The 21,216-nt window shown below is 73.1% G+C and carries 17 protein-coding genes; 5 read left to right on the plus strand and 12 right to left on the minus strand.

What is annotated here, in order from left to right; all coding sequences use genetic code 11:
* From MFF21_RS00005 to MFF21_RS00025, 5 genes are all read left to right on the plus strand, one after another.
* Positions 1 to 263, plus strand: a 263-nt coding sequence (locus tag MFF21_RS00005) for a hypothetical protein (protein WP_238309173.1), incomplete at its 5' end; no start/stop codon positions are given.
* Positions 264 to 651: 388 nt separating this feature from the next.
* A complete protein-coding gene (locus MFF21_RS00010; protein WP_373324868.1) occupies positions 652 to 1,185 on the plus strand; it encodes a lytic transglycosylase domain-containing protein in 534 nt (177 codons plus the stop codon).
* Positions 1,186 to 1,294: 109 nt separating this feature from the next.
* Complete coding sequence (locus tag MFF21_RS00015; protein WP_183667264.1) at positions 1,295 to 3,655, plus strand: heavy metal translocating P-type ATPase; 2,361 nt, start codon at positions 1,295 to 1,297, stop codon at positions 3,653 to 3,655.
* 134 nt (positions 3,656 to 3,789) lie between these two features.
* The gene (locus tag MFF21_RS00020; RefSeq protein WP_096487849.1) at positions 3,790 to 4,605 is read left to right on the plus strand and encodes an aminoglycoside adenylyltransferase domain-containing protein; all 816 of its coding nucleotides are present in this window, start codon (positions 3,790 to 3,792) and stop codon (positions 4,603 to 4,605) included.
* Between the two features lie 275 nt (positions 4,606 to 4,880).
* Entirely contained in the window at positions 4,881 to 6,170 is a 1,290-nt protein-coding gene (locus tag MFF21_RS00025) for an ABC transporter ATP-binding protein (protein ID WP_238309620.1), read from the plus strand.
* A gap of 116 nt (positions 6,171 to 6,286) precedes the next feature.
* On the opposite strand, the gene MFF21_RS23940 is transcribed toward MFF21_RS00025, so the two are convergent.
* The 12 genes from MFF21_RS23940 to MFF21_RS00085 form a co-directional block, all read right to left on the minus strand.
* On the minus strand, positions 6,287 to 7,741 hold the full coding sequence (locus MFF21_RS23940) for an NADH-quinone oxidoreductase subunit N (protein ID WP_156454034.1): 1,455 nt from the start codon (positions 7,739 to 7,741) through the stop codon (positions 6,287 to 6,289).
* Positions 7,738 to 9,216, minus strand: coding sequence for a complex I subunit 4 family protein (locus MFF21_RS00035; protein ID WP_183667267.1), 1,479 nt, complete (start codon positions 9,214 to 9,216; stop codon positions 7,738 to 7,740). Before MFF21_RS00035 ends, MFF21_RS23940 begins: the two co-directional genes overlap by 4 nt.
* Before the next feature lie 14 nt (positions 9,217 to 9,230).
* Entirely contained in the window at positions 9,231 to 11,078 is a 1,848-nt protein-coding gene (locus tag MFF21_RS00040; RefSeq protein ID WP_183667268.1) for an NADH-quinone oxidoreductase subunit 5 family protein, read from the minus strand.
* The gene (gene nuoK / locus MFF21_RS00045) at positions 11,075 to 11,386 is read right to left on the minus strand and encodes an NADH-quinone oxidoreductase subunit NuoK (protein ID WP_009865163.1); all 312 of its coding nucleotides are present in this window, start codon (positions 11,384 to 11,386) and stop codon (positions 11,075 to 11,077) included. The genes MFF21_RS00040 and nuoK overlap by 4 nt, the downstream gene beginning before the upstream one ends.
* Positions 11,383 to 12,390, minus strand: a complete 1,008-nt coding sequence (locus MFF21_RS00050; protein WP_183667269.1) for an NADH-quinone oxidoreductase subunit J family protein — start codon at positions 12,388 to 12,390, stop codon at positions 11,383 to 11,385. Before MFF21_RS00050 ends, nuoK begins: the two co-directional genes overlap by 4 nt.
* Entirely contained in the window at positions 12,387 to 13,286 is a 900-nt protein-coding gene (locus MFF21_RS00055) for a complex I subunit 1 family protein (RefSeq protein ID WP_238309175.1), read from the minus strand. The genes MFF21_RS00050 and MFF21_RS00055 overlap by 4 nt, the downstream gene beginning before the upstream one ends.
* Entirely contained in the window at positions 13,283 to 13,621 is a 339-nt protein-coding gene (locus MFF21_RS00060) for an NADH-quinone oxidoreductase subunit A (protein WP_183667271.1), read from the minus strand. Before MFF21_RS00060 ends, MFF21_RS00055 begins: the two co-directional genes overlap by 4 nt.
* A gap of 118 nt (positions 13,622 to 13,739) precedes the next feature.
* Positions 13,740 to 15,053, minus strand: a complete 1,314-nt coding sequence (locus MFF21_RS00065; protein ID WP_183667272.1) for an HlyD family type I secretion periplasmic adaptor subunit — start codon at positions 15,051 to 15,053, stop codon at positions 13,740 to 13,742.
* Positions 15,050 to 16,894: a type I secretion system permease/ATPase gene (locus tag MFF21_RS00070; RefSeq protein ID WP_373324890.1), complete on the minus strand. Its 1,845-nt coding sequence runs from the start codon at positions 16,892 to 16,894 to the stop codon at positions 15,050 to 15,052. The genes MFF21_RS00065 and MFF21_RS00070 overlap by 4 nt, the downstream gene beginning before the upstream one ends.
* A 120-nt stretch (positions 16,895 to 17,014) precedes the next feature.
* The gene (locus MFF21_RS00075) at positions 17,015 to 18,472 is read right to left on the minus strand and encodes a calcium-binding protein (RefSeq protein ID WP_238309176.1); all 1,458 of its coding nucleotides are present in this window, start codon (positions 18,470 to 18,472) and stop codon (positions 17,015 to 17,017) included.
* 346 nt (positions 18,473 to 18,818) lie between these two features.
* Complete coding sequence (locus MFF21_RS00080; RefSeq protein ID WP_183667274.1) at positions 18,819 to 20,111, minus strand: type II restriction enzyme NmeDI-related protein; 1,293 nt, start codon at positions 20,109 to 20,111, stop codon at positions 18,819 to 18,821.
* Between the two features lie 718 nt (positions 20,112 to 20,829).
* Positions 20,830 to 21,096 carry a heavy-metal-associated domain-containing protein gene (locus MFF21_RS00085; protein WP_009866539.1) on the minus strand — a complete coding sequence of 89 codons (267 nt, stop codon included), beginning with the start codon at positions 21,094 to 21,096 and terminating at the stop codon, positions 20,830 to 20,832.
* Positions 21,097 to 21,216 lie beyond the last annotated feature (120 nt).

Here is a 21,216-nt window from a genome sequence, read left to right on the forward strand (position 1 = left end):
TCGCGGCCTGCGTGCCCACCGCCGCGCCGGACTGGCTGGTTGCCCCGGCCAACCCCGCCGTCGCCGTGCGCGCGCCGCGCTACTCCGCGGTCACCGCGGGCGTGGCGCGCTACGACGTGGTCGATCCCAAGGACTGGCGCGAACTCAACCGCGCCGTGACGCCGAGGTCCGGCTCGGGCGGCATGGAGGGCATGGACCACTCCCGCATGCCCGGCATGACCATGCCCGGCATGGGCGGCAAGCGCGACACGGGAGGGCGGTGATGCGCGAGCCCTGTAACCAAACCCCGCCCGCCCCCGGACTAACCCCCAAAGGGAACCCACGGATGACCGCGACCGGCATGCGCTCGATGGCCGAGACGAAGCTGCCGCTCTTCGGGGTCGCACACTTCCGGAAGCCGCGATGAGGCAATCGTCCCTGATGAGGGCGGCGTCCCTGTCCGGGGAAGCGGCCGCCGGCGTGCGAGGTGGGGTGCCGGGCGCCCTCGTCCTGCCTCGCTCCCGGCTGTTCCTGGTCCCGTGCGCGGCACTCCTCCTTTCATCCCCGGCCGTCGCCGTCGGGGACGCGCCCGCGGGCGCGTCCGCCCCTGCCGCGCCGTCATCCGCGGGCGATGCGGCTCGCACGGCGTCGGATCAGGCCGGCTATCGGCGGATGCTCGCGCGCGAGGCCGAAGCGCGCGGAGTGCCCCCGGCCATCGCCGATGCCGTCGCGTACGTGGAGAGCGGGTACGATGCCGGCGCGGTCGGCGGGGTCGGCGAGCTCGGACTGATGCAGGTCCGGCCGACAACCGCGGCCATGCTCGGTCACACGGGTCCCGCCGGGGCCCTCCTCGATCCCGCGACCAACGTCCGCTTCGGCGTCGCCTACCTCGCCCAAGCTTGGAAGCTCACGCAGGGCGATCTCTGCCGCACGCTGATGAAGTACAGGGCCGGTCATGGCGAGGAGCGGATGAGCCCGCGCTCCGCCACCTACTGCCAGCGGGTGCGGGTCCGCCTCGCGGCGACCGACGCTTCCCTCGCCGGGACCGCCCCACCCTCCTTCCCGGGAAGCGTCCGCGGGGTTCCCGCGGCGCGCCTCACGGAAAGCGACCCCCGTTCGGCAATCGCGCGGCGCCTGTGGGCCGAGCATGCGGCCCGTGTCCGCGGCATCGGGGCGCGCATCGACCGCATCATGGGCGGCGGCTGAGAACCTGTCGGAGCAAGCTACGTGAACGTCCGCCTCAGCCCGGTCCCGCCCGCCGTCAAACCACGTGCCCTGCCCGCCGCGGGCGGCGGCAGCTTGGAGGTCTGAACCCATGGACCACGGTCACCACGCGCACCATCCCCACGGGCACCGTCACGGCCACGGCGCGGCGTGCGCGGCCGGGGAAACCGCGACGGACCCCGTCTGCGGCATGCGGGTCGACCCTGCGGCCACGCCCCACCATGCCGAGCACGAGCACGCGACCTACCACTTCTGCTCGGCGGGCTGCCGCGCGAAGTTCGTGGCCGAGCCGGCACGCTACCTGGCGGCTGACAAAGGGCCGCCGGACGCCCCTGGCGGGGCGGTCTACACCTGTCCGATGCACCCGGAGATCCGCCGCGACCGACCGGGCAGCTGCCCGATCTGCGGGATGGCGCTGGAGCCGCTCACGCCGACGAGCGGCCCGGTCGAGAACGCCGAGCTCAAGGACATGAGCCGCCGCTTCTGGGTCGGCCTCCTCCTGACCCTGCCCGTCTTCGCCCTGGAGATGGGGGGACATCTGACCGGCCTCGTCGACCGCCTCGGCCTGCAAACCTCGAACTGGGTCCAGCTGCTGCTCGCCTCGCCGGTCGTCCTCTGGGCGGGGTGGCCGTTCTTCGAGCGGGGCTGGCAGTCGCTGGTGAACCGCCGCCTCAACATGTTCACCCTCATCGCCCTCGGGACCGGCGCGGCCTACCTCTACAGCGTCGCCGCGACCGTGGCGCCGGGGCTCTTCCCCGAAGGCCTGCGCGGCCATGACGGGGCGGTGCCGGCCTACTTCGAGGCCGCGGCGGTCATCACCGTCCTGGTGCTGCTCGGGCAGGTGCTGGAACTCGGGGCCCGCGAGCGCACCTCGGGCGCGATCCGGGCGCTGCTCGACCTCGCCCCGCAGAAGGCCTTGCGTCTCGGGATGGGAGGGGCCGACGAGGAGGTGCTCGTCTCGGCGGTGGCGGTCGGGGACCGCCTGCGCGTCCGACCCGGGGAGAAGGTGCCGGTCGACGGCGAGGTCCTGGAGGGGCGCTCGGCCGTGGACGAGGCGATGATCAGCGGCGAGCCGATTCCCGTCTCGAAGGAGCCCGGCTCCCTCGTGGTGGGCGGGAGCCTGAACACGACCGGGGGCTTCGTCATGCGCGCGACGCGTGTCGGGTCCGAGACCACGCTGGCCCGCATCGTCGCGATGGTCGCCGAGGCCCAGCGCTCGCGCGCCCCCGTCCAGCGCCTGGTGGACGATGCGGCGGCCTGGTTCGTCCCCGTGGTGATCTCCGTCGCCGCCCTCGCCTTCGTCGCCTGGATGGCCTTCGGGCCGGAGCCACGCTTCACCTACGCCCTCCTCGCGGCGGTCGCGGTCCTCATCATCGCCTGCCCCTGCGCCCTCGGCCTGGCGACGCCGATGTCGATCATGGTCGGGGTCGGTCGCGGCGCCCAGGACGGGGTGCTGGTCAAGAACGCCGAGGCCCTGGAGCGGTTGGAGAAGGTCGACACGCTCGTCATCGACAAGACCGGGACCCTGACCGAGGGCAAGCCCAAGGTCACCGCCGTGTTGCCGGCCCCCGGTTTCACGGACGCCGAGGTGCTGCGCCTCGCCGCCGCGGTCGAGCGTGCGAGCGAGCATCCCCTGGCCCTCGCCATCGTCCGGGCCGCGGAAGCGCGCGGCGTCCCGGGAGCCGTGGCGTCCGACTTCGAGGCCCCGACCGGCAAGGGGGCGCTCGGCACGGTCGAGGGACGGCGCGTGGCCATCGGCAACGGGCGTTTCCTGGAGGAGCAGGGGACGGACGTGACGCTGCTCCAGGCGCGGGCCGAGGAGGTGCGCAGCCGGGGCGCGACGGCGGTCCTCGTCGCCGCGGGCGGGAAGCCGGCCGGCGTCATCGCCATCCAGGACCCCGTCAAGACGAGCACGTTCGAGGCCTTGCGAAGGCTGCGGGAGGAAGGCTTGCGCATCGTCATGTTGACCGGCGACAGCCGGACCACGGCCGAGTTCGTCGCCAGGTCGCTCGGCATCGACGAGGTCGAGGCCGAGATCCTTCCCGACCGGAAGGCGGAGGTGGTCAGGACGCTCCAGGGCCAGGGCGCGGTCGTGGCGATGGCCGGCGACGGGATCAACGACGCGCCGGCCCTCGCCGCAGCGGATGTCGGCATCGCGATGGGCGGCGGCACCGACGTGGCCATCGAGAGCGCGGGCGTGACGCTGCTCCGCGGGGACCTGGTCGGCATCGTCAGGGCCCGGCGCCTGTCCCGGGCGACGATGCGCAACATCCGCCAGAACCTGTTCTTCGCCTTCATCTACAACGCGCTGGGCGTGCCGGTCGCCGCCGGGCTGCTCTACCCGTTCCTCGGCATCCTGCTCTCGCCAGTCATCGCGGCGGCCGCCATGGCGCTCTCGTCGGTGAGCGTGATCGGGAACGCCCTGCGCCTCCGCACGACGCGGATCGGCTGAGGCAGGGCCATGGCCTGCGCGCCGCCCTCCGCCGACGGGCCCGGCCCGACCCGTAGGGCGGAAACCCGGCGCGGGCGAATTCTGGGCCGTGCCCCCCTCCCTCCTTCGAGCAATCGCATGAGCCCGTGGAGACCATGACCACGCACCCGCTCGCACTCGGCGTCACGGGCGCCTACCTCGCCATGGTCGATACCGTCGTCCCTGACTTCGTCGAGGCTTTGTACCTCGTCGGTTCCGTCGCCATGGGCGACTTTCGGCCCCCGCTCAGCGACGTGAATTTCGTGGCGGTGTCCCAGGCTCGCCCGGGCCGGGGCGAGGTGGCCGCCCTCGCCGAGGCTCATGCCGGCCTCGCCCGCGGCTGGCCGGCCCCGGCGCTCGACGGCGTCTACCTGACCTGGGACGACCTGCGGGCCGGCCCGCTTGCCGTCCCGAACGGCCCCTGCGTCCGGCAAGGGCGATTCTTCGCGTCGGGATGCCACGACCGGCATCCGCTCACCTGGAGCGTCCTGAGGGCCAGCGCGGTCACCATCCGCGGTCCGCTCTGCGCGGGCACCGGGCTCTGGCGTGGAACGACCCACCTGGAACGGTGGGCCCTGGCCAGCGTCGACGAACGCCGGCGCGCTGGACTCGGACCCGATACGGCGGACGCGACGCTCCTCGCGGCGAACGGGGTCGAACGGTTCGTCCTCGGCATGTGCCGGCTCCATTACGTCCTCGCGACCGGGGTCGTGCCTTCGAAGAGCGACGCCGGCCTGTACGGGTTGATCACCTTCCAGCCGGAGTGGCATCGCATCATCGACGAGGCCCTGCGCATCCGCAGGGAACCGGGGGCGGAATGCCTCTACGCGACGCCCGGCGAGCGCGGCCGCGACGCGTTGGCTTTCGTCCGCCTCGTCGCGGACGACGCACGAACGCTCGTCGTCGGTCCTGGCGGTTCCGGACCGGGCTGAGGGCGCTCGGTCTCCCACATCGCCCGGCCGGGAACGGCCGCGCTGCGGTGCGCGGCCGCCTGTGCCGTCCCGAGCTTGGCCGTTACGCCAGGCCTGCGGACGGGCCGCGAGAGGGGCGCCGACGAGATCGGCCTTCGTTCTGCCGGGAGCGCCCGCGGGCGCTCCCGGCAGGGCCGGACCTCCGAAGCCCATTCGGAGGTCGTCGGGCTCACGGCAAGCCGCGCCGCGCCCTTCCGCCCGGACAAACGCCGGAGCCTTGTCGCCAGGAGTACCCGTTGCTGACCCCGCCGATCATCCACGACCTGATCCATCGGACGTTGGGCCTCGACCACCCCCACACCCACTGGTGGATCGACCTCGTCACGGTCCTGGTCCTCGTCGTGGCACCTGCCTGGACCGCTTGGCTCGCCATCCGGTCGGGCCTGCGCTGGGCCGCCGCCCGGCGGCATCGCACCCGCGGGACGGCGGCGCTTCCGCCGCCCGCCGCGTCCCTGGACGCGGCGGGACGGCCAGGCGCCCGCCCGGCAGTGGCGGTGCGGCTGGAATCCTACGTCGTGCGTGCGACCTCGCGGCTGCAGTTCCGTCTCGTGCTCCTCTCCGTCCTGACGCTGCCGGCGGCCTGGCTGCTCCTTGAGATCCCCAAGCACATCATCAACCACGCCCTCGCCGACGATACGGGCGACGGTCACCCGAAGATGGCCTTCCTCGGCGTCCAGCTGGGTCGCGTCGAGCTGCTGTTCGCGCTGTGTGCCAGCTACCTGGCCGTGCTCACGCTCAGCGGCCTCGCCAAGTACGCGGTCAATCGGGTCCGGGGGCGCGTGAACGAGCGCCTCGTGCGCCGCCTCCGCCTCGCCATCGTCCGCCGCGCGCGCGGCGAGCGCTCCCCCGAACGGCGGGCCACGCTGGCCGCCGTCGCGGTCCAGGAGGTCGAGCCCATCGGCTATTTCGGCGGCAGCCTGGTGGTCGTGCCACTCGTCCAAGGCGGCACGCTCGTGACCAGCATCGTCTTCCTCCTCCTGCAGAACGCCGCCCTGGCGCTGGCGGCCCTGATCATGCTGCCGGTCCAGCTGTCTATCCTGCCGCGGTTGCAGGGGCGGTTGAACGCGAAGGTCCGCCAAAGGGTCCATGCCACGCGGGAGCTGGGGGCGCTCCTCACCGCTCCCGCGGACGCGCGACAAGCCGGCCGCGCGGCGTGCGAGCCCTCCGACCTGAGCCGGCAGATGCTTCAGGCCCGGAAGCTTGAGGGGGTGCGCATCGAGATCAACGACCTGAAGGGCCGCCTCAAGGGCCTCTACAACTACACCTCGAACCTCACCCCGTTCTTCTTCTTCTCGATCGGCGGCTACCTCGTCGTGCAGGGTCAGCTCTCGCTCGGCGCGCTCGTCGCAGCCCTGGCCGCCTACAAGGAGATCGCCCCGGCCATGCGCGAGCTGTTCGACTTCGCCCAGGACTGGTCCGACGCGAGCGCGCGCTTCGAGGAGGTCACCAAGGCCCTCGGGCCGGCCGGGCCTGGGGATCGCGCGACGGAGAGGTCGGCGCGCGACCGGACCGTTCGGGCGGCCTGAGCGAAGCCGGCGAGCGCCGGAGCCTCGCGAGCAGGCGTCCGGCCCCGCGCGACGACGCCATCCCGCATGGCCGGGCACCACCCTCACCTTCCGGCACGCACCCGGCGCGGCCGCTCCTACCGCAGCAGCGTCGCGCCGAGCTGTGCCAGCCCGCGCCCGAGGCCCGGCGCGATGCCGAGGCCCAGCGTCCCTGCCGTGCACAAGCCGAGTGCCCATGCGTAGCCGGCGCCGGATGCCGGCCCCTCGGCACGGTCCGGATCCCTGAAGTACGTCTCCGCGATGATGGCCGCGTAGTAGAACAGCGCCACCGCCATGTTGGCGGCGGCCACCACGGCCAGCCACGCGAAGCCGCCCTCGATGGCGGCCACGAGCAGGAAGACCTTGCCGGCGAAGCCCGCCAACGGCGGGACGCCCGCGAGCGACAGGAGGGCAAGCGCCAGCGCCGCCGCCGGCCCCGGCGCCCGCCGTCCGAGGCCGCGGATCGCGGCGAGGGCGTCGCTCCCGGTCATGCGCTCGACCTGCGCGACCACCGCGAACGCCGAGAGGTTCATCAGGAGATAGGCCGCGAGGTAATAGCCTATGGCCGGCAGGGCCTCGGGGGCCTGCCCGGCCGCCGCAACCCCCATCAGCACGTAGCCGGCCTGGGCGATGCTCGAATAGGCCAGCAGGCGCTTCAGGCTCGCCTGGCGGAGGGCCACCAAGTTGCCGAAGGTCATCGTCGCGGCGGCCAGGAGCGCGAGCACGGTCGGCCAGGCGGCGAGGCCGTCCGGCATCGCCGCCAGCAGGAAGCGGAGGAGGCCGGCGAAGGCGGCCACCTTCGGCACGACGGAGACGAAGCCCGAGGCGGGGGCCGTCCCGCCCTGGAACACGTCCGGGGCCCAGACGTGGAACGGCACCAGCGTCATCTCGAAGCCGTAGCCGACGAGGACCAGGCCGAAGGCCAGCGCCACCCAGGCCCGGTCGGCGCCGGCCAGCCCCGCCCCGATGGCCCGCAGGTTCAGGCTGCCGGTGAGGCCGAACAGGAAGGTGAGGCCGTAGGCCATCACCGCCAGCGCGGCGGCGCCGTAGAGGAAGTACTTGAGCGTCGCCTCCTGGGCCGGTCCGTCGCTCCGCACGAGCAGGACGAGCAGGTAGGACGGGAAGCTCACCATCTGCAGGAACAGGATGATGAGGCCGAGATCCGTGGCCGCCGTGAGCCCCATGCCGCCCACGGTCGCCATGAGCAGCGCGACCGGGTGGTGCGGTTCCTGCTCGCTCCCGCGGAAGTGGGACCCGAGCGCGAGCAGGCTCACCAGGGCGCCGGCCTCGATGACCAACTGGTAGAAGCCCCGGAACGGGTCGACGGCGTAGGTGCCGCAGAAGGCCTCGCGCGGCGGGGCCGTCAGCATCGGCGCGGTCAGGCCCATCGCGACGAGCAGGGCGAGGAGCGCGACGGCGGCGGGCAGGCGGCGCCACCGGCCCCGGACCCAGCCGGCAACCGGGACCAGCGCGAGGGCGCTCCCCGCCAGGACCATCTCGGGCGCGACGGCGCCGAGATCCATGCAGCCGCCCATCGCCTGCCCGCCGGTCATGGAAGGTGCGCCAGGGCTGCGGTCGTGCCGTCGAGCAGCGCGACGAGGACGGCCGGCAGGACGCCGATGCCGACCGCCAGTGCCGCGAGCGCCCCCGCCGCGCCCGCCTCGGCCGCCGTGAGGGGCGGCAGCGCCGGCATGTCGGGCGGCGCCCGACCCATCAGCAGGCCCGTCAACAGCCGGAGGTAGACCGCGGTCGTCACGACGAGCGCGAGGACCGCGAGCGCGGCGACCCAGGCGGAGAGCTGCAGGGCGGCGCCGATGGCCTGGAACTCCGCGATGAAGCCGGACAGGCCCGGGAGTCCGAGCGAGCCGAAGGCGAGCAGGCCGAACAGCCCGCTGAAGGCCGGCATCGCGCCGATCAGGCCGCCGAAGCGGGCGAGTTCCCGCGTGCCGGCGCGGTGCTGGAGCATGCCCACCAGCAGGAACATGCCGCCGGTCAGGAAGCCGTGGCTGACCATCTGCACGGCGGCGCCGTTCAGCGCCAGCCGGCGCACGCCCTCGTTGCCGGCCAGCGCCGCCACCGCGACGCCGAGCGTGACGAAGCCCATGTGGTTGACGGAGGTGTAGGCGACGAGCCGCTTCATGTCGGACTGCGCCAGCGCCGCCAGGGCCCCGTAGAGGAGCGATGCCAGGGCCAGGGCAACCAGGAGCCAGCCGAACCGTGCGACCGTGTCCGGCAGGGTCGGCAGCAGCACGGCGAGCATGCCGTAGCCGCCCATCTTGAGCTGGAGACCGGCCAGCACGACGCTGCCCTCGGTCGGCGCCTCGACATGCGCGTCGGGCAACCAGTTGTGCAGCGGCACCACCGGGAGCTTCACCCCGAACCCGAGGAGGAGGGCCAGGAAGACGAGGCCGCCCGCGAGCGGGGTCCGGTCCAGCGGCCGCGCCTGGACGATGGCCGGCAGCGAGAAGGTGTGGGGCTCCATGGCGAGGTAGAGGGCGAGGAAGCCGAGCAGCATGGCGAGGCTGCCGGCGCGGGTGTAGAGGAAGAACTTGAGCGCCGCGTACCGCCGCCGCTCCCCGCCCCAGATGCCGACGATGAAGTACATCGGCACCAGGCCGACCTCGAAGAACAGGTAGAACAGCAGCAGGTCCTGCGCCGCGAACAGCCCGATCAGCCCGGTCGCGAGCAGGAGGAAGAGGAAGGCGTGGGCGTGCGCCCGGTCGTGCTCGCCCAGCACGTAGACCATCACCACCGTGAGCAGGAGGGCCGTGAGCAGGATCAGCGCCAGGGAGAGGCCGCCGACGCCGACGTCGTAGCGCGCCCCGAGCGACGGGATCCATGGGAGCGACATCCGCCATTGCAGGCCGCCGTCGTCCGGATCGAAGCCGGCCCAGAGGATGAGCGCCGCGCCCAGCGTCAGCACGGAACCGCCGAGGGCGACGCGGCGGACGAGGTCCGGACGGTGACGTGGCAGCGCCAGCACGGCGAGGCCCGTGAGGAGCGGCAGGAGGATGGTCGCGGTGAGCATCGGGTCCAGTCCCCTCAGGGCCACAGCATCAGGGCGCCGGCGGCGAGCGCCGCCGCGGTCCAGGCGAACAGGCCGAGCGTGTAGAGGTAGAGGCGCCCGGCCTGCAGGGCGCGGAGCCGCTCGCCCCCGGCGGCGAGCCCGGCGGCGAGGCGGTCGCCGCCGCGCCCGAAGCCCCCTTCCTCCACCCGCCCCGCCCACCCGGCGGACCGCCAGGCCCACCCGGCCACGGCGCGGGCCCCGGCATCGAGCGCCCCCTCGACGGCCGGGACCGTCCGGGCGAGCCACAGCGTCCGGCGCGCCGGGGCCTCGGTGACGGCTTCCAGCCCGGCGGCGAGCCGCGCGGGGAGCGCGCCGAGCGCGGGCGCGCCACTCCACCCCCGCGCCGCGCCGAGACCGAGCCCGAGCAGTCCGGCGGCGACGCCGAGCCTGCGCCACCCCGCCTCGGTCTCGGGCGCGGCGAAGGGCAGAGCGGCGCCGAACCGTCCGGCCAACAGCCAGCCGAGCCCGGCGGCGGCGAGCGCGAGCAGACCCAGGCCGGCGCGCATCGCCCAGTCGGGTCCTGACGGGCCGACCGCGCCGCGTCGGCGCCCGAGGAAGGTCGCGGCCCCCGCACGGCCGATGTAGATTCCGCCGAGGAGGACGAGCAGGACGACCAGGGCCCCCGTCCCGGGGCCGTGCCGCGACGCCACCGCGAGGATTGCCTCCTCGCTCCGGAACCCGGACAGGGGCGGCACGCCGGCCAACGACAGGGCCGCGACCAGGAAGGCGGCGCCGGCGAACGGCAGCGCGCGAGCCAGCCCCCCGAGGCGGACGAGGATGCGCGTGCCCGCCCGTTCCTGCACGATGCCCGCGGCGAGGAACAGGGTCGATTTGAAGGCGGCGTGCGCCGCGAGGTGGAAGGCGGCCGCGCCCGGGCCGCCCAGTCCGAGGGCCACCATCATCTCGCCGAGCTGCGAGCAGGTGGACCAGGCGAGCACCCGCTTCAGGTCCGCCTCGGCGGTGGCGATGAGGCCGGCGGCGAGCGCCGTCGCGGCCCCGATCCAGAAGAGGGTGTCGAGCGCGCCGGGCGACGCCGCGAAGACCGGGTACAGGCGCAGCACGAGGAACACGCCGGCGGCCACCATCGTGGCGGAGTGCAGCAGGGCCGAGACCGGGGTCGGCCCGACCATCGCGTCGGGGAGCCAGGCGGAAAGCGGTAGCTGGGCGCTCTTGCCGACCGCGCCGGCCAGCATGAGGAGGGCCATCGCGGTGACCGTGCCGGGGCCGATCCGCCCGCCCTCGACGGCTCCGACGAGCGCGTCGACGTCCGTGGTCCCGACGGCGGCGAGCGCCAGGAGCCAGCCGAGCAGGAGGCCGACGTCGCCGATCCGGGTCATCAGGAACGCCTTGGCGGCGGCCGCGGCGGCGCCAGGCTCGGCATGGTCGAAGCCGATCAGGAGGAACGAGGCCAGCCCGACCACTTCCCAGGCCGCGAACAGGAGCGCGAGGGAGCTCGATAGCACGAGCGTCAGCATCGCGCCGACGAACAGGCCGAGCTCGGCGAAGAAGCGGGGCCGGTCGTCGCGCCCGGCCATGTAGCCGAGGCCGTAGAGGCCGACGCAGACCGCGACGCCCGCGACCACCGCCGCGACGAACCGCGTGAGCGGCGTCGCCGCGAGCCCGACGGTGAGCCGATAGCCGCCGCTCTCGAACCAGGTCGCCGACAGGGCGGCATCGGACGGCAGCGACGCGAGGCCGGCGAGCGCCAGGGCGACGGCGCCGACGACGAGCTCGCCGCCGCCCCGGGGCAGGCGGCGGCCGAGGCCGAGGGCGGCCGCGGCCGCCACGAGCGGCAGGAGCGGGACGGCGAGTAGGGCGGTCATCGCTTGAGGTCGGCGTAGGCGTCGACCTCGGCCGTCCGGCGCTGCCGGTACAGCAGCAGGACGAGGGCGAGCCCGATGGCCATCTCGACGGCGCCCACCGTGACGACCAGGATGGCGAGGATCTGCGCGGAGTAGTCGCCCGGCGCGGTGAACCGCCAGAACGCGACGACGTTCAGGCCGATGGCGTTGAGGAGCACCTCGACGCCCATCAGGATCATGACCGCCGAGCGCTGGGCGACCACGGTGTAGAGGCCGATGGCGAACAGGAGCGCGCCTACGACGAGGTAGGCGGTCAGCGGTACCGTCATCCGATATGTCCCCCATGCCGGCGGTGGGCGCCGTGGTCGGGCGCGGGCTCCGCCACCCCGTTCAGGGTCGCGCGTGGCGCGAGGCGGTCGTTCCGGATCGGCTCGGGCTCGGCGTCGACCGCGACCTTGGCGGCGCGCGAGGCGTCGTCCGGGTAGGTGGAGGGCCGGGCGAGCAGCAGGGCGCCGAAGATGCCGATCAGGATCAGGAAGCCGGCGCCCTCGAAGGCGACCATGTACTTCTCCATGAGGAGATGTCCGACCCGGCGTGCCGAATCCGCGTCCGGCACCGCGTCGGGCATCACCGGCCAGGCCGGCCGCAGGACCAGCATCCCGACGAGCACGGCCCCGACGCCGAGGGCGAGCCAGGCCGCGACGGGGCGCACGGGCGTCACCATCGACATGTCCATGCCACCCATGTCCATGCCGCCGTGGCCGCCCCCAGGCGCGTGGTCGTGCCCGTGGGCAGCCTGCCCGTGTGGGTGGGCCGCGCGCTCGCCGTGCCCGCCCTGGGCCTCGTGCGGCATGGCTTTCGCCGCCCCGTCGTGCGCCTCGGCATGGTCGCCGCGCGCCTCGCCGCCGGGCCGGGGCGGGTGGGTGCCGGAGTGGCCCTCGCCGTGTCCCGTGGCCGCGGTTCGGTCGCCGGCCTCGCCCTGCCGGTGGCCGTCCGGCCCGGCCTCCGCGGGCCGGCGCGGGACGAGCCCCAAGCTGGACCAGCGCTCCAGCGGGGCCAGGTCCATGCCGGCCATCATCGCCCCGCCCGGGTCGTGCATGACCAGGACCATGAACAGGATCATGACGAGGAAGCCGCCGATATACATCATGACCTGGAGCAGCCCGATCAGGTCGGCGGACAGGAGGATGAACAGGCCGGCGACCCCGATGAAGGAGGCCATCAGGAAGATGCCCGAGCGGAACATGCTCATGGTCGTGGTCATGCCGAGCGCGCCCGCGACCGCGACGAAGGCGCAGGTCGCGAAGGCGGTGAGCTCGAAGGCCGCGGTCATGCCCGCGGTCCCACGCCGAGAAGGATCAGGCCGCCGACGAGGAGCACGTTGACGAGACCCGCCGGGATCAGGGCCTTCCAGGACAGCGCCAGCATCCCGGCCGTCGAGAACGGCCGGACGCAGCGCCCGAGCCCCAGCATCAGCGCCATCAGGGCGTAGGTCTTCGCCAGCATCCAGGCCCAGCCCGGCAGCCAGGGGCCCGAGGGGCCGCCGAGATAGAGCACCGCTCCGACCGCCGCGACGACGAAGAGCACCCCGGCGAGCGCGACCCGCCACAGGAGGGCGGACCAGCCTCCCGCCGCGCCGAGCACGCCACCGCCGATGGAATCCGCGAACGGCTCCAGGAACGGGGCGCGGTAGGAATGCATCAGCCCGGTGACGAGGTAGAGGAGGAAGCCCATGGGTTGCAGGACCACGAACCACAGGTCTCGTTGCGCCGCGACGACGGCGACGGTCGACAGGGAGCCTGCCATCATGACCACGCCGACATAGGCCAGGCCGAGCGGCACGACGTAGGCGACGAGTTGGGCCACGATGCGGTAGCAGGCTTCCACGGCCTCGGGCGTGTTCGCGCCCCAGCCGGCGAGCGCCAGGCCGAGTACGACGAAGTCGACGACGACGATGACGTAGAAGAGGCCGACGCCGAGATCCCGGCCGATCAGCCCGGGCCCGAACGGGATGACCACCACGGCGAGCGCGACCCCGCCGAGCGCCACCGCCGGGCCGGCCGGCAGCAGCCAGCGGTCGGCATTGGGCAGGTCCAGGCCGCGCCCGAGGCCGACGGCGCGCGCCGGCCCGGCCTCCAGGCCCCGGCGCGCGACGAGGCGCTCGACCGCAAGGGTCAGGGCGGCGCCTCCGAGGAGCGCGGCCAGCACCGCCGCGGCGCTCGCGATCATTCCCATCGGAGCCCGCCCATGCCCCAGGCGTAGGCGATGCCCGCCGAGAGGAGCGCGATGAAGACCAGCATGTCCAGGAAGGCGGTCACGCCGACGTCGGCGAAGACGACCGCCCAGGGATACATGAAGATCATCTCCATATCGAAGGCGAGGAAGATCAGCGCGTAGACGGCGTAGCCGAAGCGGAACTGCGCCCAGGCCTGGGGGGCACGGGTCGTCCGCCTCGGGACCCGCACGAATGCGGCCGCGGCCAGCAGCGCGAGGCCGGCGCCCATCAGCAGCACCAGCGCCACGAACGCGTAGTCGCTCACGGTCGACCCCGGCAGCGGTTCCATCCTCGCTCCTCCCCTCCCATGGCGGCCCTCGCTCGCCGGGCCTCGGCCGCAGGACCGCACCGCCCATCCGCCCGGAACCGTTGTCGCGACCGACGGGGCGCGCCCCGGCCGGCCTGCCTCAATCTTCCTTGAACGCCCGCCGAACCTGGTCGTTGAGGGGCTTTGTCAGGTAGGAGAGCACCGTCCGCTCGCCTGTCCGGATGAAGACCTCGGCCGGCATGCCCGGCACGAGCTTGATCCCCTTGAGCCGCGCGACCTGGTCCGCGTCCGGCCTGACATGGACCTTGAAGAAGCTCGTGCCCGTCTTCTCGTCCGTGATCTGGTCGGCGGCCACGAGGCTGACCGTGCCCTCGATCTCCGGGGTGGTCCGCTGGTTGAACGCGGTCAGGCGCAGCACGGCGTGTTGTCCGAGCCGGACCTGGTCGATGTCCTTCGGGGCGACCTTCGCCTCGATCACGAGCGTGTCCGACCTCGGGACGATCAGCATGATGGACTCGCCCGGGCTGACGACCCCGCCGATGGTGTGGACGGCCAGTTGGTGGACCATGCCGTCCTGCGGGGCCCGGATGTCGATGCGCTTGAGCTGGTCCTCGGCCGCGACCCGCTTCTCGACGAGCTCGGCGATCTTGGCCTGAACCTCGCTCAACTCCTTTGCCACCTCGCTACGCAGGTCCTGGTCGACCTGGATCACCTGGAGCTCGGTCTCGGAGATCTTGCCCTTCGCCTGCGCGACGGAGGCGACGAGCTGCCCGTGCTCGCCCTCCAGGCGGGCGGCGTCGCGCTCCAGGGCGGTCACGCGCTGGATGGGGACCAGGTTCTTGCGCCAGAGGTCGCGCACGCCTTCGAGCTCGCGGTTGATCAACTCGGTCTCGCGCCGCTTGCCGGCGATCTGGCCCGTCAGGCCCTGGATCTCCTCCCGGAGCTGGCCGGTCCTCTCCTTCAGCTGCGCCTTCTGGCCCGCGCGGGCGTCCCGGCGCAGCTCGAACAGCCGGGTCTCGCCTGCGATGACCTTCCCCGCTTCCGGGTCGCTCTGGGCGCGGCCCCTGAGGACGGCCGCGAACGAGATCCGGGGGGCGCCGTCGCGTTCCGCCTCCAGGCGGCCCTGGCGCGCGGTCAGCTCGGCCAGGCTCTTGTCGACGACGGCGAGGTTGGCGCGGGTCACGGTCTCGTCCAGCCGCATGACGACCTGGCCGGCGCGCACGAGGTCGCCGTCCCGGACCCGCACCTCGCCCACCACGCCCCCGGTGGGGTGCTGCACCTTCTTGACGAAGGAATCGACGACGAGCGTCCCCGGTGCCACGACGGCGCCGGCGAGCTCGGTGGTGGCCGCCCACCCCCCGAGGCCGACGGTGAGCAGGGCCGCGGCCGCCAGGCTCAGGACGAGGTGGCGCCGAACGGAGCGGCGGATGTCCCAGGGGCGCTGCGCGCTCACGCCCGCGCTCCTTCCGATAGGGTCCCTTCCGTGGCGGCGACCACGCGCAGCGGCACCGCTCTCTCGGGTGGCGGGCGCTCCTTGCCGTCGCCCCTCGGCAGCCAGGCGCTCGCGGCCGCGGTCGGGCGCTTCAGGGCGGACAGGACCTCATGCTTGGGCCCGAAGGCGCGGACCCGGCCCTCCGCCATGAACAGCAACCGGTTGACCGCCGCGAGGGCGCTCGGACGGTGGGCGACGATGACCACGGTCCCGCCGCGGGCACGCACGTCCCGGATCGCGCGGTTCAGGGCGTCCTCACCCTCCGCGTCGAGGTTGGAGTTCGGCTCGTCGAGGACGACGAGGAACGGCGCGCCGTAGAGGGCGCGCGCCAGCGCGATGCGCTGGCGCTGGCCTCCCGACAGGGCGGCCCCACCTTCGCCGATGGGCGTATCGTAGCCCTTCGGCAAGGCGCACACGAGGTCGTGGACGCCGGCGGCGCGTGCGGCGGCGACGATGGCCGCGGAGGCCGCGTCCGGGTCGAAGCGCGCGATGTTCTGCGCCACCGTGCCGGCGAAGAGTTCGACGTCCTGCGGCAGGTAGCCGATGTGCCGGCCGAGCACATCCGGCGGCCACCGGTCGAGGGTGGCGCCGTCGAGCCGGACGCAGCCGCGGACCGGCCCCCAGATCCCGACCAGGGCACGGATGAGCGAGGACTTGCCGGAGCCGCTGGCACCGATGACGCCGAGCCCCTCGCCGGCCCGCAGCGCGAAGGTGGCGTCGTCGACGAGGGCATGTTCGAGCCCGGGGGCGGTGACCGTCAGGGCCTCGACCCGGACGCTCTCGCAGGGGGCCGGCAGGGCGACGCTCAACCGCTCGTTCGGGAACGCGGCGAGGAAGGCCTTGAGGCGTCCCCAGCCCTGCCGGGCCGCCACGAGCGACTTCCAGTGTGCCACCGCCAGCTCGACCGGCGCCAGGGCCCGGGCGACCAGGATCGAGCTCGCGATCATGATGCCGCCCGTCGCCTCGCCCTCGATCACGAGGTAGGCGCCGACGCCGAGCACCAGGGATTGCAGGGTGAGCCGCAGCACCTTGGCCATGGCGCCGAACCCGCCGGCGACGTCCGACACGCGCCGCTGAGCCACGAGGTGGCGCTCGCTCGCCTCGGCCCAGAGGTCGCCCGTGCGCGGGGTCATGCCCATGGCGCGCAGCACCTCGGCGTTGCGCCGGCCGGCCTCCGCCAGGGCGTAGCGCTGGCCGGCCGCTGCTGCCGCCGCCCGCGACGGGCGGCGGGTCAGGAGATCCGTGACGAGGGTGATGGAGACGAGAAGCAGCGCGCCCCCCAGCACCGCCGCGCCGATCCAGGGGTGGAAGGCGAAGCAGAGCAGCAGGTAGAGCGGGATCCAGGGCAGGTCGAACAGGGCGGCCGGCCCCGGGCTCGACAGGAAGGTGCGGACCTGGTCGAGATCGCGCAGCGGCTGCAGTCCGTCGCCGTGACGCGCGGCGACGAGCGGGGCCTGCACCACGGCGTCGTAGGTCCGGCGCCCGAACGCCCGGTCCACGGACGCGCCGATCCGGACGAGGAGGCGGTTGCGCAGCACGTCGAACAGGCCCTGGAAGCCGTAGAGGACGAGAACGATGGCGGCGAGCCCGAGCAGCGTGGGCACGCTGCGGCTCGGCAGCACCCGGTCGTACACCTCCAGCATGAACAGGGAGCCGGTGAGATAGAGGAGATTCACCAGGGCGCTCAGCAAGCCGACGCCGAGGAGCGCGCCCCCGATGCCGGGACGCACCTCGGCCATCGTGGAAGACGGTTCGTCATCCTTGGCCGCCGCGGCGTTGTTCGCGAGCGCGGTTGGCTGCATGTCGTTCTGCCTCATGCGACGGGGCTCGCGCGCGAGGGCGCGGCGGCCTTCAGGTGCCGGCCGGGCGGCACGAGGCGCCCGGCCGCTCGGCCCCGCGCATGGGCGCGGGGCCGCACCCGGTCAGGCGAGCATGTAGTCGTGCTCCGGGCTGGCGGAGGCCGTCGCGGTCTCCTGGAAGATCAGCCTGGAGCCGTCGCCGGTGATCGCCGGGTCGTTGATGAAGGCGCCCCGCGTCGCGTCGTCGGCGTTCCACATGAAGTCGTCCTGGGCCATCTGGCTCCTCGTCAGGCCCTGGAGGAGGATCGAGCCGTCTCCCTGATCCGTCTGCCAGCTCACCAGGACGCCGCCCGAGACGTCGGCGACCGTCACCTCGTCCGGGGTGATGTCGCGGAAGGCGATGTGGTCGAATGCGCCGGGGCCCGCATCGAAGCCGCCCGAAACGATGTCGTTGCCGGTGTCCGGCCCCACGATGAAGGCGTCCGCCCCGTCGCCGCCGTTCAGCACGTCGTCGCCCCGGCCGCCGTCCAGCATGTCGTGGCCGGCCCCGGCGTAGAGCACGTCGTTGCCGTCCTCGCCCATCAGGTTGTCGGCCTGGTCCCCGCCGTAGAGCTGATCGGCGCCGCGGCCGCCCATGAGGTGGTCCTGCCCCGCGCCGCCGTCGAGGACGTCGCGCCCGGCATCCCCGGATAGGTCATCGTCCCCTGCCGCGCCGGAAAGACGGTCGGCGCCATCCTGGCCATAGTAGAAGTCGCGGTCGCCCGTACCCGCGAAGGCATCTCGGCCCGCCGTGCCGACCTTCACGTTGAACTCGTCGAAGCGGAAGGCGTCCTCGGCGGTCGTCTCGCTGCCCGTGCCGGGGGCGGACAGGTTGCCGCCCTCGTCCTTGATGAACTTGTCGGCGGTGACGGTCTCCGCGTCGGCGCCGGTCGGGCGGATGACCTGGCGGTCGTCCGTGAACATGAAGTCGTCCTGGGCGAGTCGCGACTTATCGAAGCCTTCCAGCAGGACCGAGCCCCGGCCTTCGGCGACGTCCCAGCTGATCCGCACGCCCGCGTCGGTGTCCTCGAAACGCAGGTCCTCGGCGTTAAGGCCGCGCACCGCCAAGTGGTCGAGGATGCCCGGGCCGCCCTGGAAGTCCCGGATCACGTCGTCGCCGCTGTCGGCGCTGATGACGAAGGCGTCGCCGCCGGGCCCGCCCACCAGGATGTCGTCGCCGGCCCCGCCCTCAAGGTCGCCGTGGCCGACCCCTTCGTCGAGGTAGTCGCGCCCGTCCTCTCCCCGGAGGCCGTCGGCCGCGTCGCCGCCGACGAGCACGTCGGCCCCCCTGCCGCCGTCGAGGTGGTCCATGCCGCCGTTGCCGACCAGGACGTCGCGACCGTTGCCCCCGAGCAGGTCGTCGTTCTCGCCGCGGCCCGCCAGGTAGTCGGCGCCGCCGCGCCCGAAGGCGGTGTCCAGCCGTTCCGTCCCCGGCTGGATGTCCGAGCCCGATCCACCGATGAACAAGCGGTGCTCGCCGAAGCTCAGCGGGGTGTCCAGCTCACCGTCGAGGGAGCTCCGATGCTGCGGTTTGTGCGTCATCTGCCGGGTCCTTGTGCCGATGGAGGGAAGCCGACGTGCCGGGCCGGAGGCGGGCACCTCGGTCTGTACCCCCATGGGGTACACATCACCCAAACCGCGCTTGCGGGCTCGTGGTTTCCGGTCTGCAAGCAATTCGGGACGCATTGCCGCAGTGTCCGCGCCGTTGGCCGGGGTAAGCGTCGTTACCGGTAGCGGCGGCGCCCGGTCGTGCCTGCGCGCTCCGGGGAGCGTACCCTGCCCGGGTAAGGGCCGGTCGGCAGTCCGGCGCCAGGGCAGGGCCCGACCGCCGTCCGGCCGCGCCGGTTGCCGCGAAGCCGGCCGTCGCCCGTCGGCAGGGCCGGCCTCGCTAACGGATCTGGCCGACGGGACGCGCGATGGCGAGCACGCCTTTCAGGCCGCTCCCGAAACGGGCGATGCTCTCGCGGTGACCGCGCAGCTCGCTGTAGGGCAGGTAGCGGAGATCCAGCTCGGCCACCCGCGAGAAGGCTGGCCGGGCGAACTGTGCCCGGACGTCGTCCTCCCGATTGTCGGGAGCGACGAGGAAGAAGTTCCGGGCGGTCCCGCCCTCGGCCCCGAGGGCCAGATCCAGCATGCGGACGATGCCGGAGTAGATGCTCGTCGTATGCTCGACCTCGAAGGCTGCGGCCAGGTCCTGGCTGGCCTTGTCGATCCAGATCACGTCAATGAGGCGGACGGTCTCGGCCGAGGCGGTCGCGGCCAGCCGCCCGGGCAGGCGTTGCAGGCATCCGTCGGAGAGCCGGCCCGCGCCGTAGGGCCGGTTGCCGTCGTTCGAGGCGATCCAGACGTCGAAGCCGAGCGCGAGGCCGAGGTCGCGCAGCCAACCCTGAACCTCGGTGTGGGTGTGGTCGGCTTCGCGGGCGGCCTGCTCCGCCTTCGACGCGGCGCCGGTCGCCTCCACCCGCACGCGTTCGAGGTTCTCGCGCCAGAGCTCCAGCGCGGCGGAGGTGTCGCGCTCCGGCAGCGGATACCGACCCGATCCCACGTCGAAGAGGAAGCCGGCGACGGCACCGAAGTCGTTCGACAGCAGCGAGCGATGGGTCTTGTTGAGGTCGAGGATGCCGCGCCGCATGGCGAGATACTCGTCCCACTTGCCGAGCTTCACGTTGGCGCCCGTCAGGGCGTTGTAGCCCTTCACGATGGCCGTGTTGAACGGCGGAACCCAGGTTGGGTGCAGGAAATAGAGCAGGTTGGCCGCGGCCGGCCCCAAGCCCTTGATGCGGGCCTGGTCAAGCGCCTGTATCGCGGACACCACGTGCGCCTCGGCGTTGCAGCAGAGGCAGGTTTCGAGGAAGCGCCCGAACGCGACTTGGTTGGCGCGATCCTCGTAGATGTCAGGGATGCGCAGCTTCGGCTTCCAGAGGAAGGCGTGGTCGGCACCTTTGAAGACCTGGCGCTGCTCGGCGATGGAATGGACCACCGTCTCCAGCGAGGAGCCCCGGTAGGCGTTGCCGAAGGTGTCGGCCTTGACCTCGTCGACGACCGCCTGGATGCCGCGTCGGATCGACCGGAAGTTCTTGATGCGCTCGTCCCAGAGGAACCAAGTGCGGTAGGAAGCACCGGCATCCTCGCGCCAGTGCCGGATGAGCTTGCCGACCCAGGCGTCGTCCACGTTCGTCATCGCCCCAAGGCTCGGCCGCGCTGCAGGGGACTTATGCCCCGGCCGGGTATCGGGCACCACAAGATCCGGCTTGGCTCGGCGCGGTCTCGTGCGATCCTGGAAGGGTGTCGCAACCGCGCAACGTCCGCGCGCCGGCCATCACGGCAGGCGGCCGAAGGTCCTGCCAAGCCGCGATCCGGACTTCGGCCAGGACGTACGGCGTGTGAACGGGGTCCGCCCGCAATCGGGAGGACCCCTCCCGATCCCTCGACCGTGCCGTTAACGCCCCCTGCCCCAGGTCGCGCAGGAGGGTCGATCATCGGCCGCTTTCGTACCAGATCGACGAGCGGTCCTCAGGCCGCGGGCACCTTTCGCCGAAGCCCAGCGTGGCCGCCAGGAAGCGGGATGGCGCGCCGTGAACGATGAGGCGTCGAACCGGAAGCCACCACGCCGTTGCGGTCCCGTGATCCGGGAAGCGGTCTCCCAGGTGGGTGGTCCCATGGCCCGTGCCGAGGGGCCGGTCGGGTGACGCCGTCAGTCCGACGGCCCCGGACCCGGCCACGCGGTCCCGGATCGGGTGATGCGCATCCAGGTTCGGAATGTGCGGGGGCGCCGGGCGTGAGGGGCGCGCCGAGCGAGGTCGCGGTCGGCGAGGCCGGGGTCACCGGCCCCATCGCGGCGCCCCCGGAGCCGGGGCGCCCGGCCCCGGCACCGGCCGCGTCTCGCTCGGCCAGGAGACTCACCCGGCCTGTACGGGCGTGTAGCCGGCCGACACGACCGCCCTGGCGACGGCGACCGCGTCCGTCGTCCCGCTGACCGTGAGCGTCTTCGTGGCCAAGTCCACGCTCGCCACCGCGCCGGGCAGATCGCGCGCGATGGCGGCGGTGACCGCCCGCACGCAATGGCCGCAGGTCATGCCGTCGACCCGCAGCACGACCGCGTCGGGCCGCGCCGAACCGGAAGCGGAAGCCGGGCGAGCGGTGAGATTGTTCGTGCAGCAGCACATTTGGGAACCTCCTCGGTTGGGATCCCCACGCAAATGGTCGTTCCCATGGTGGGAAGGTCAAGGGCCATCCCTGGCATTCGAACGCATTCTCTGCGGGACCACGAGATCGCCCGCACCGGA

Source organism: Methylobacterium organophilum (genome assembly GCF_022179465.1).
Taxonomy (GTDB): Bacteria; Pseudomonadota; Alphaproteobacteria; order Rhizobiales; family Beijerinckiaceae; genus Methylobacterium; species Methylobacterium organophilum.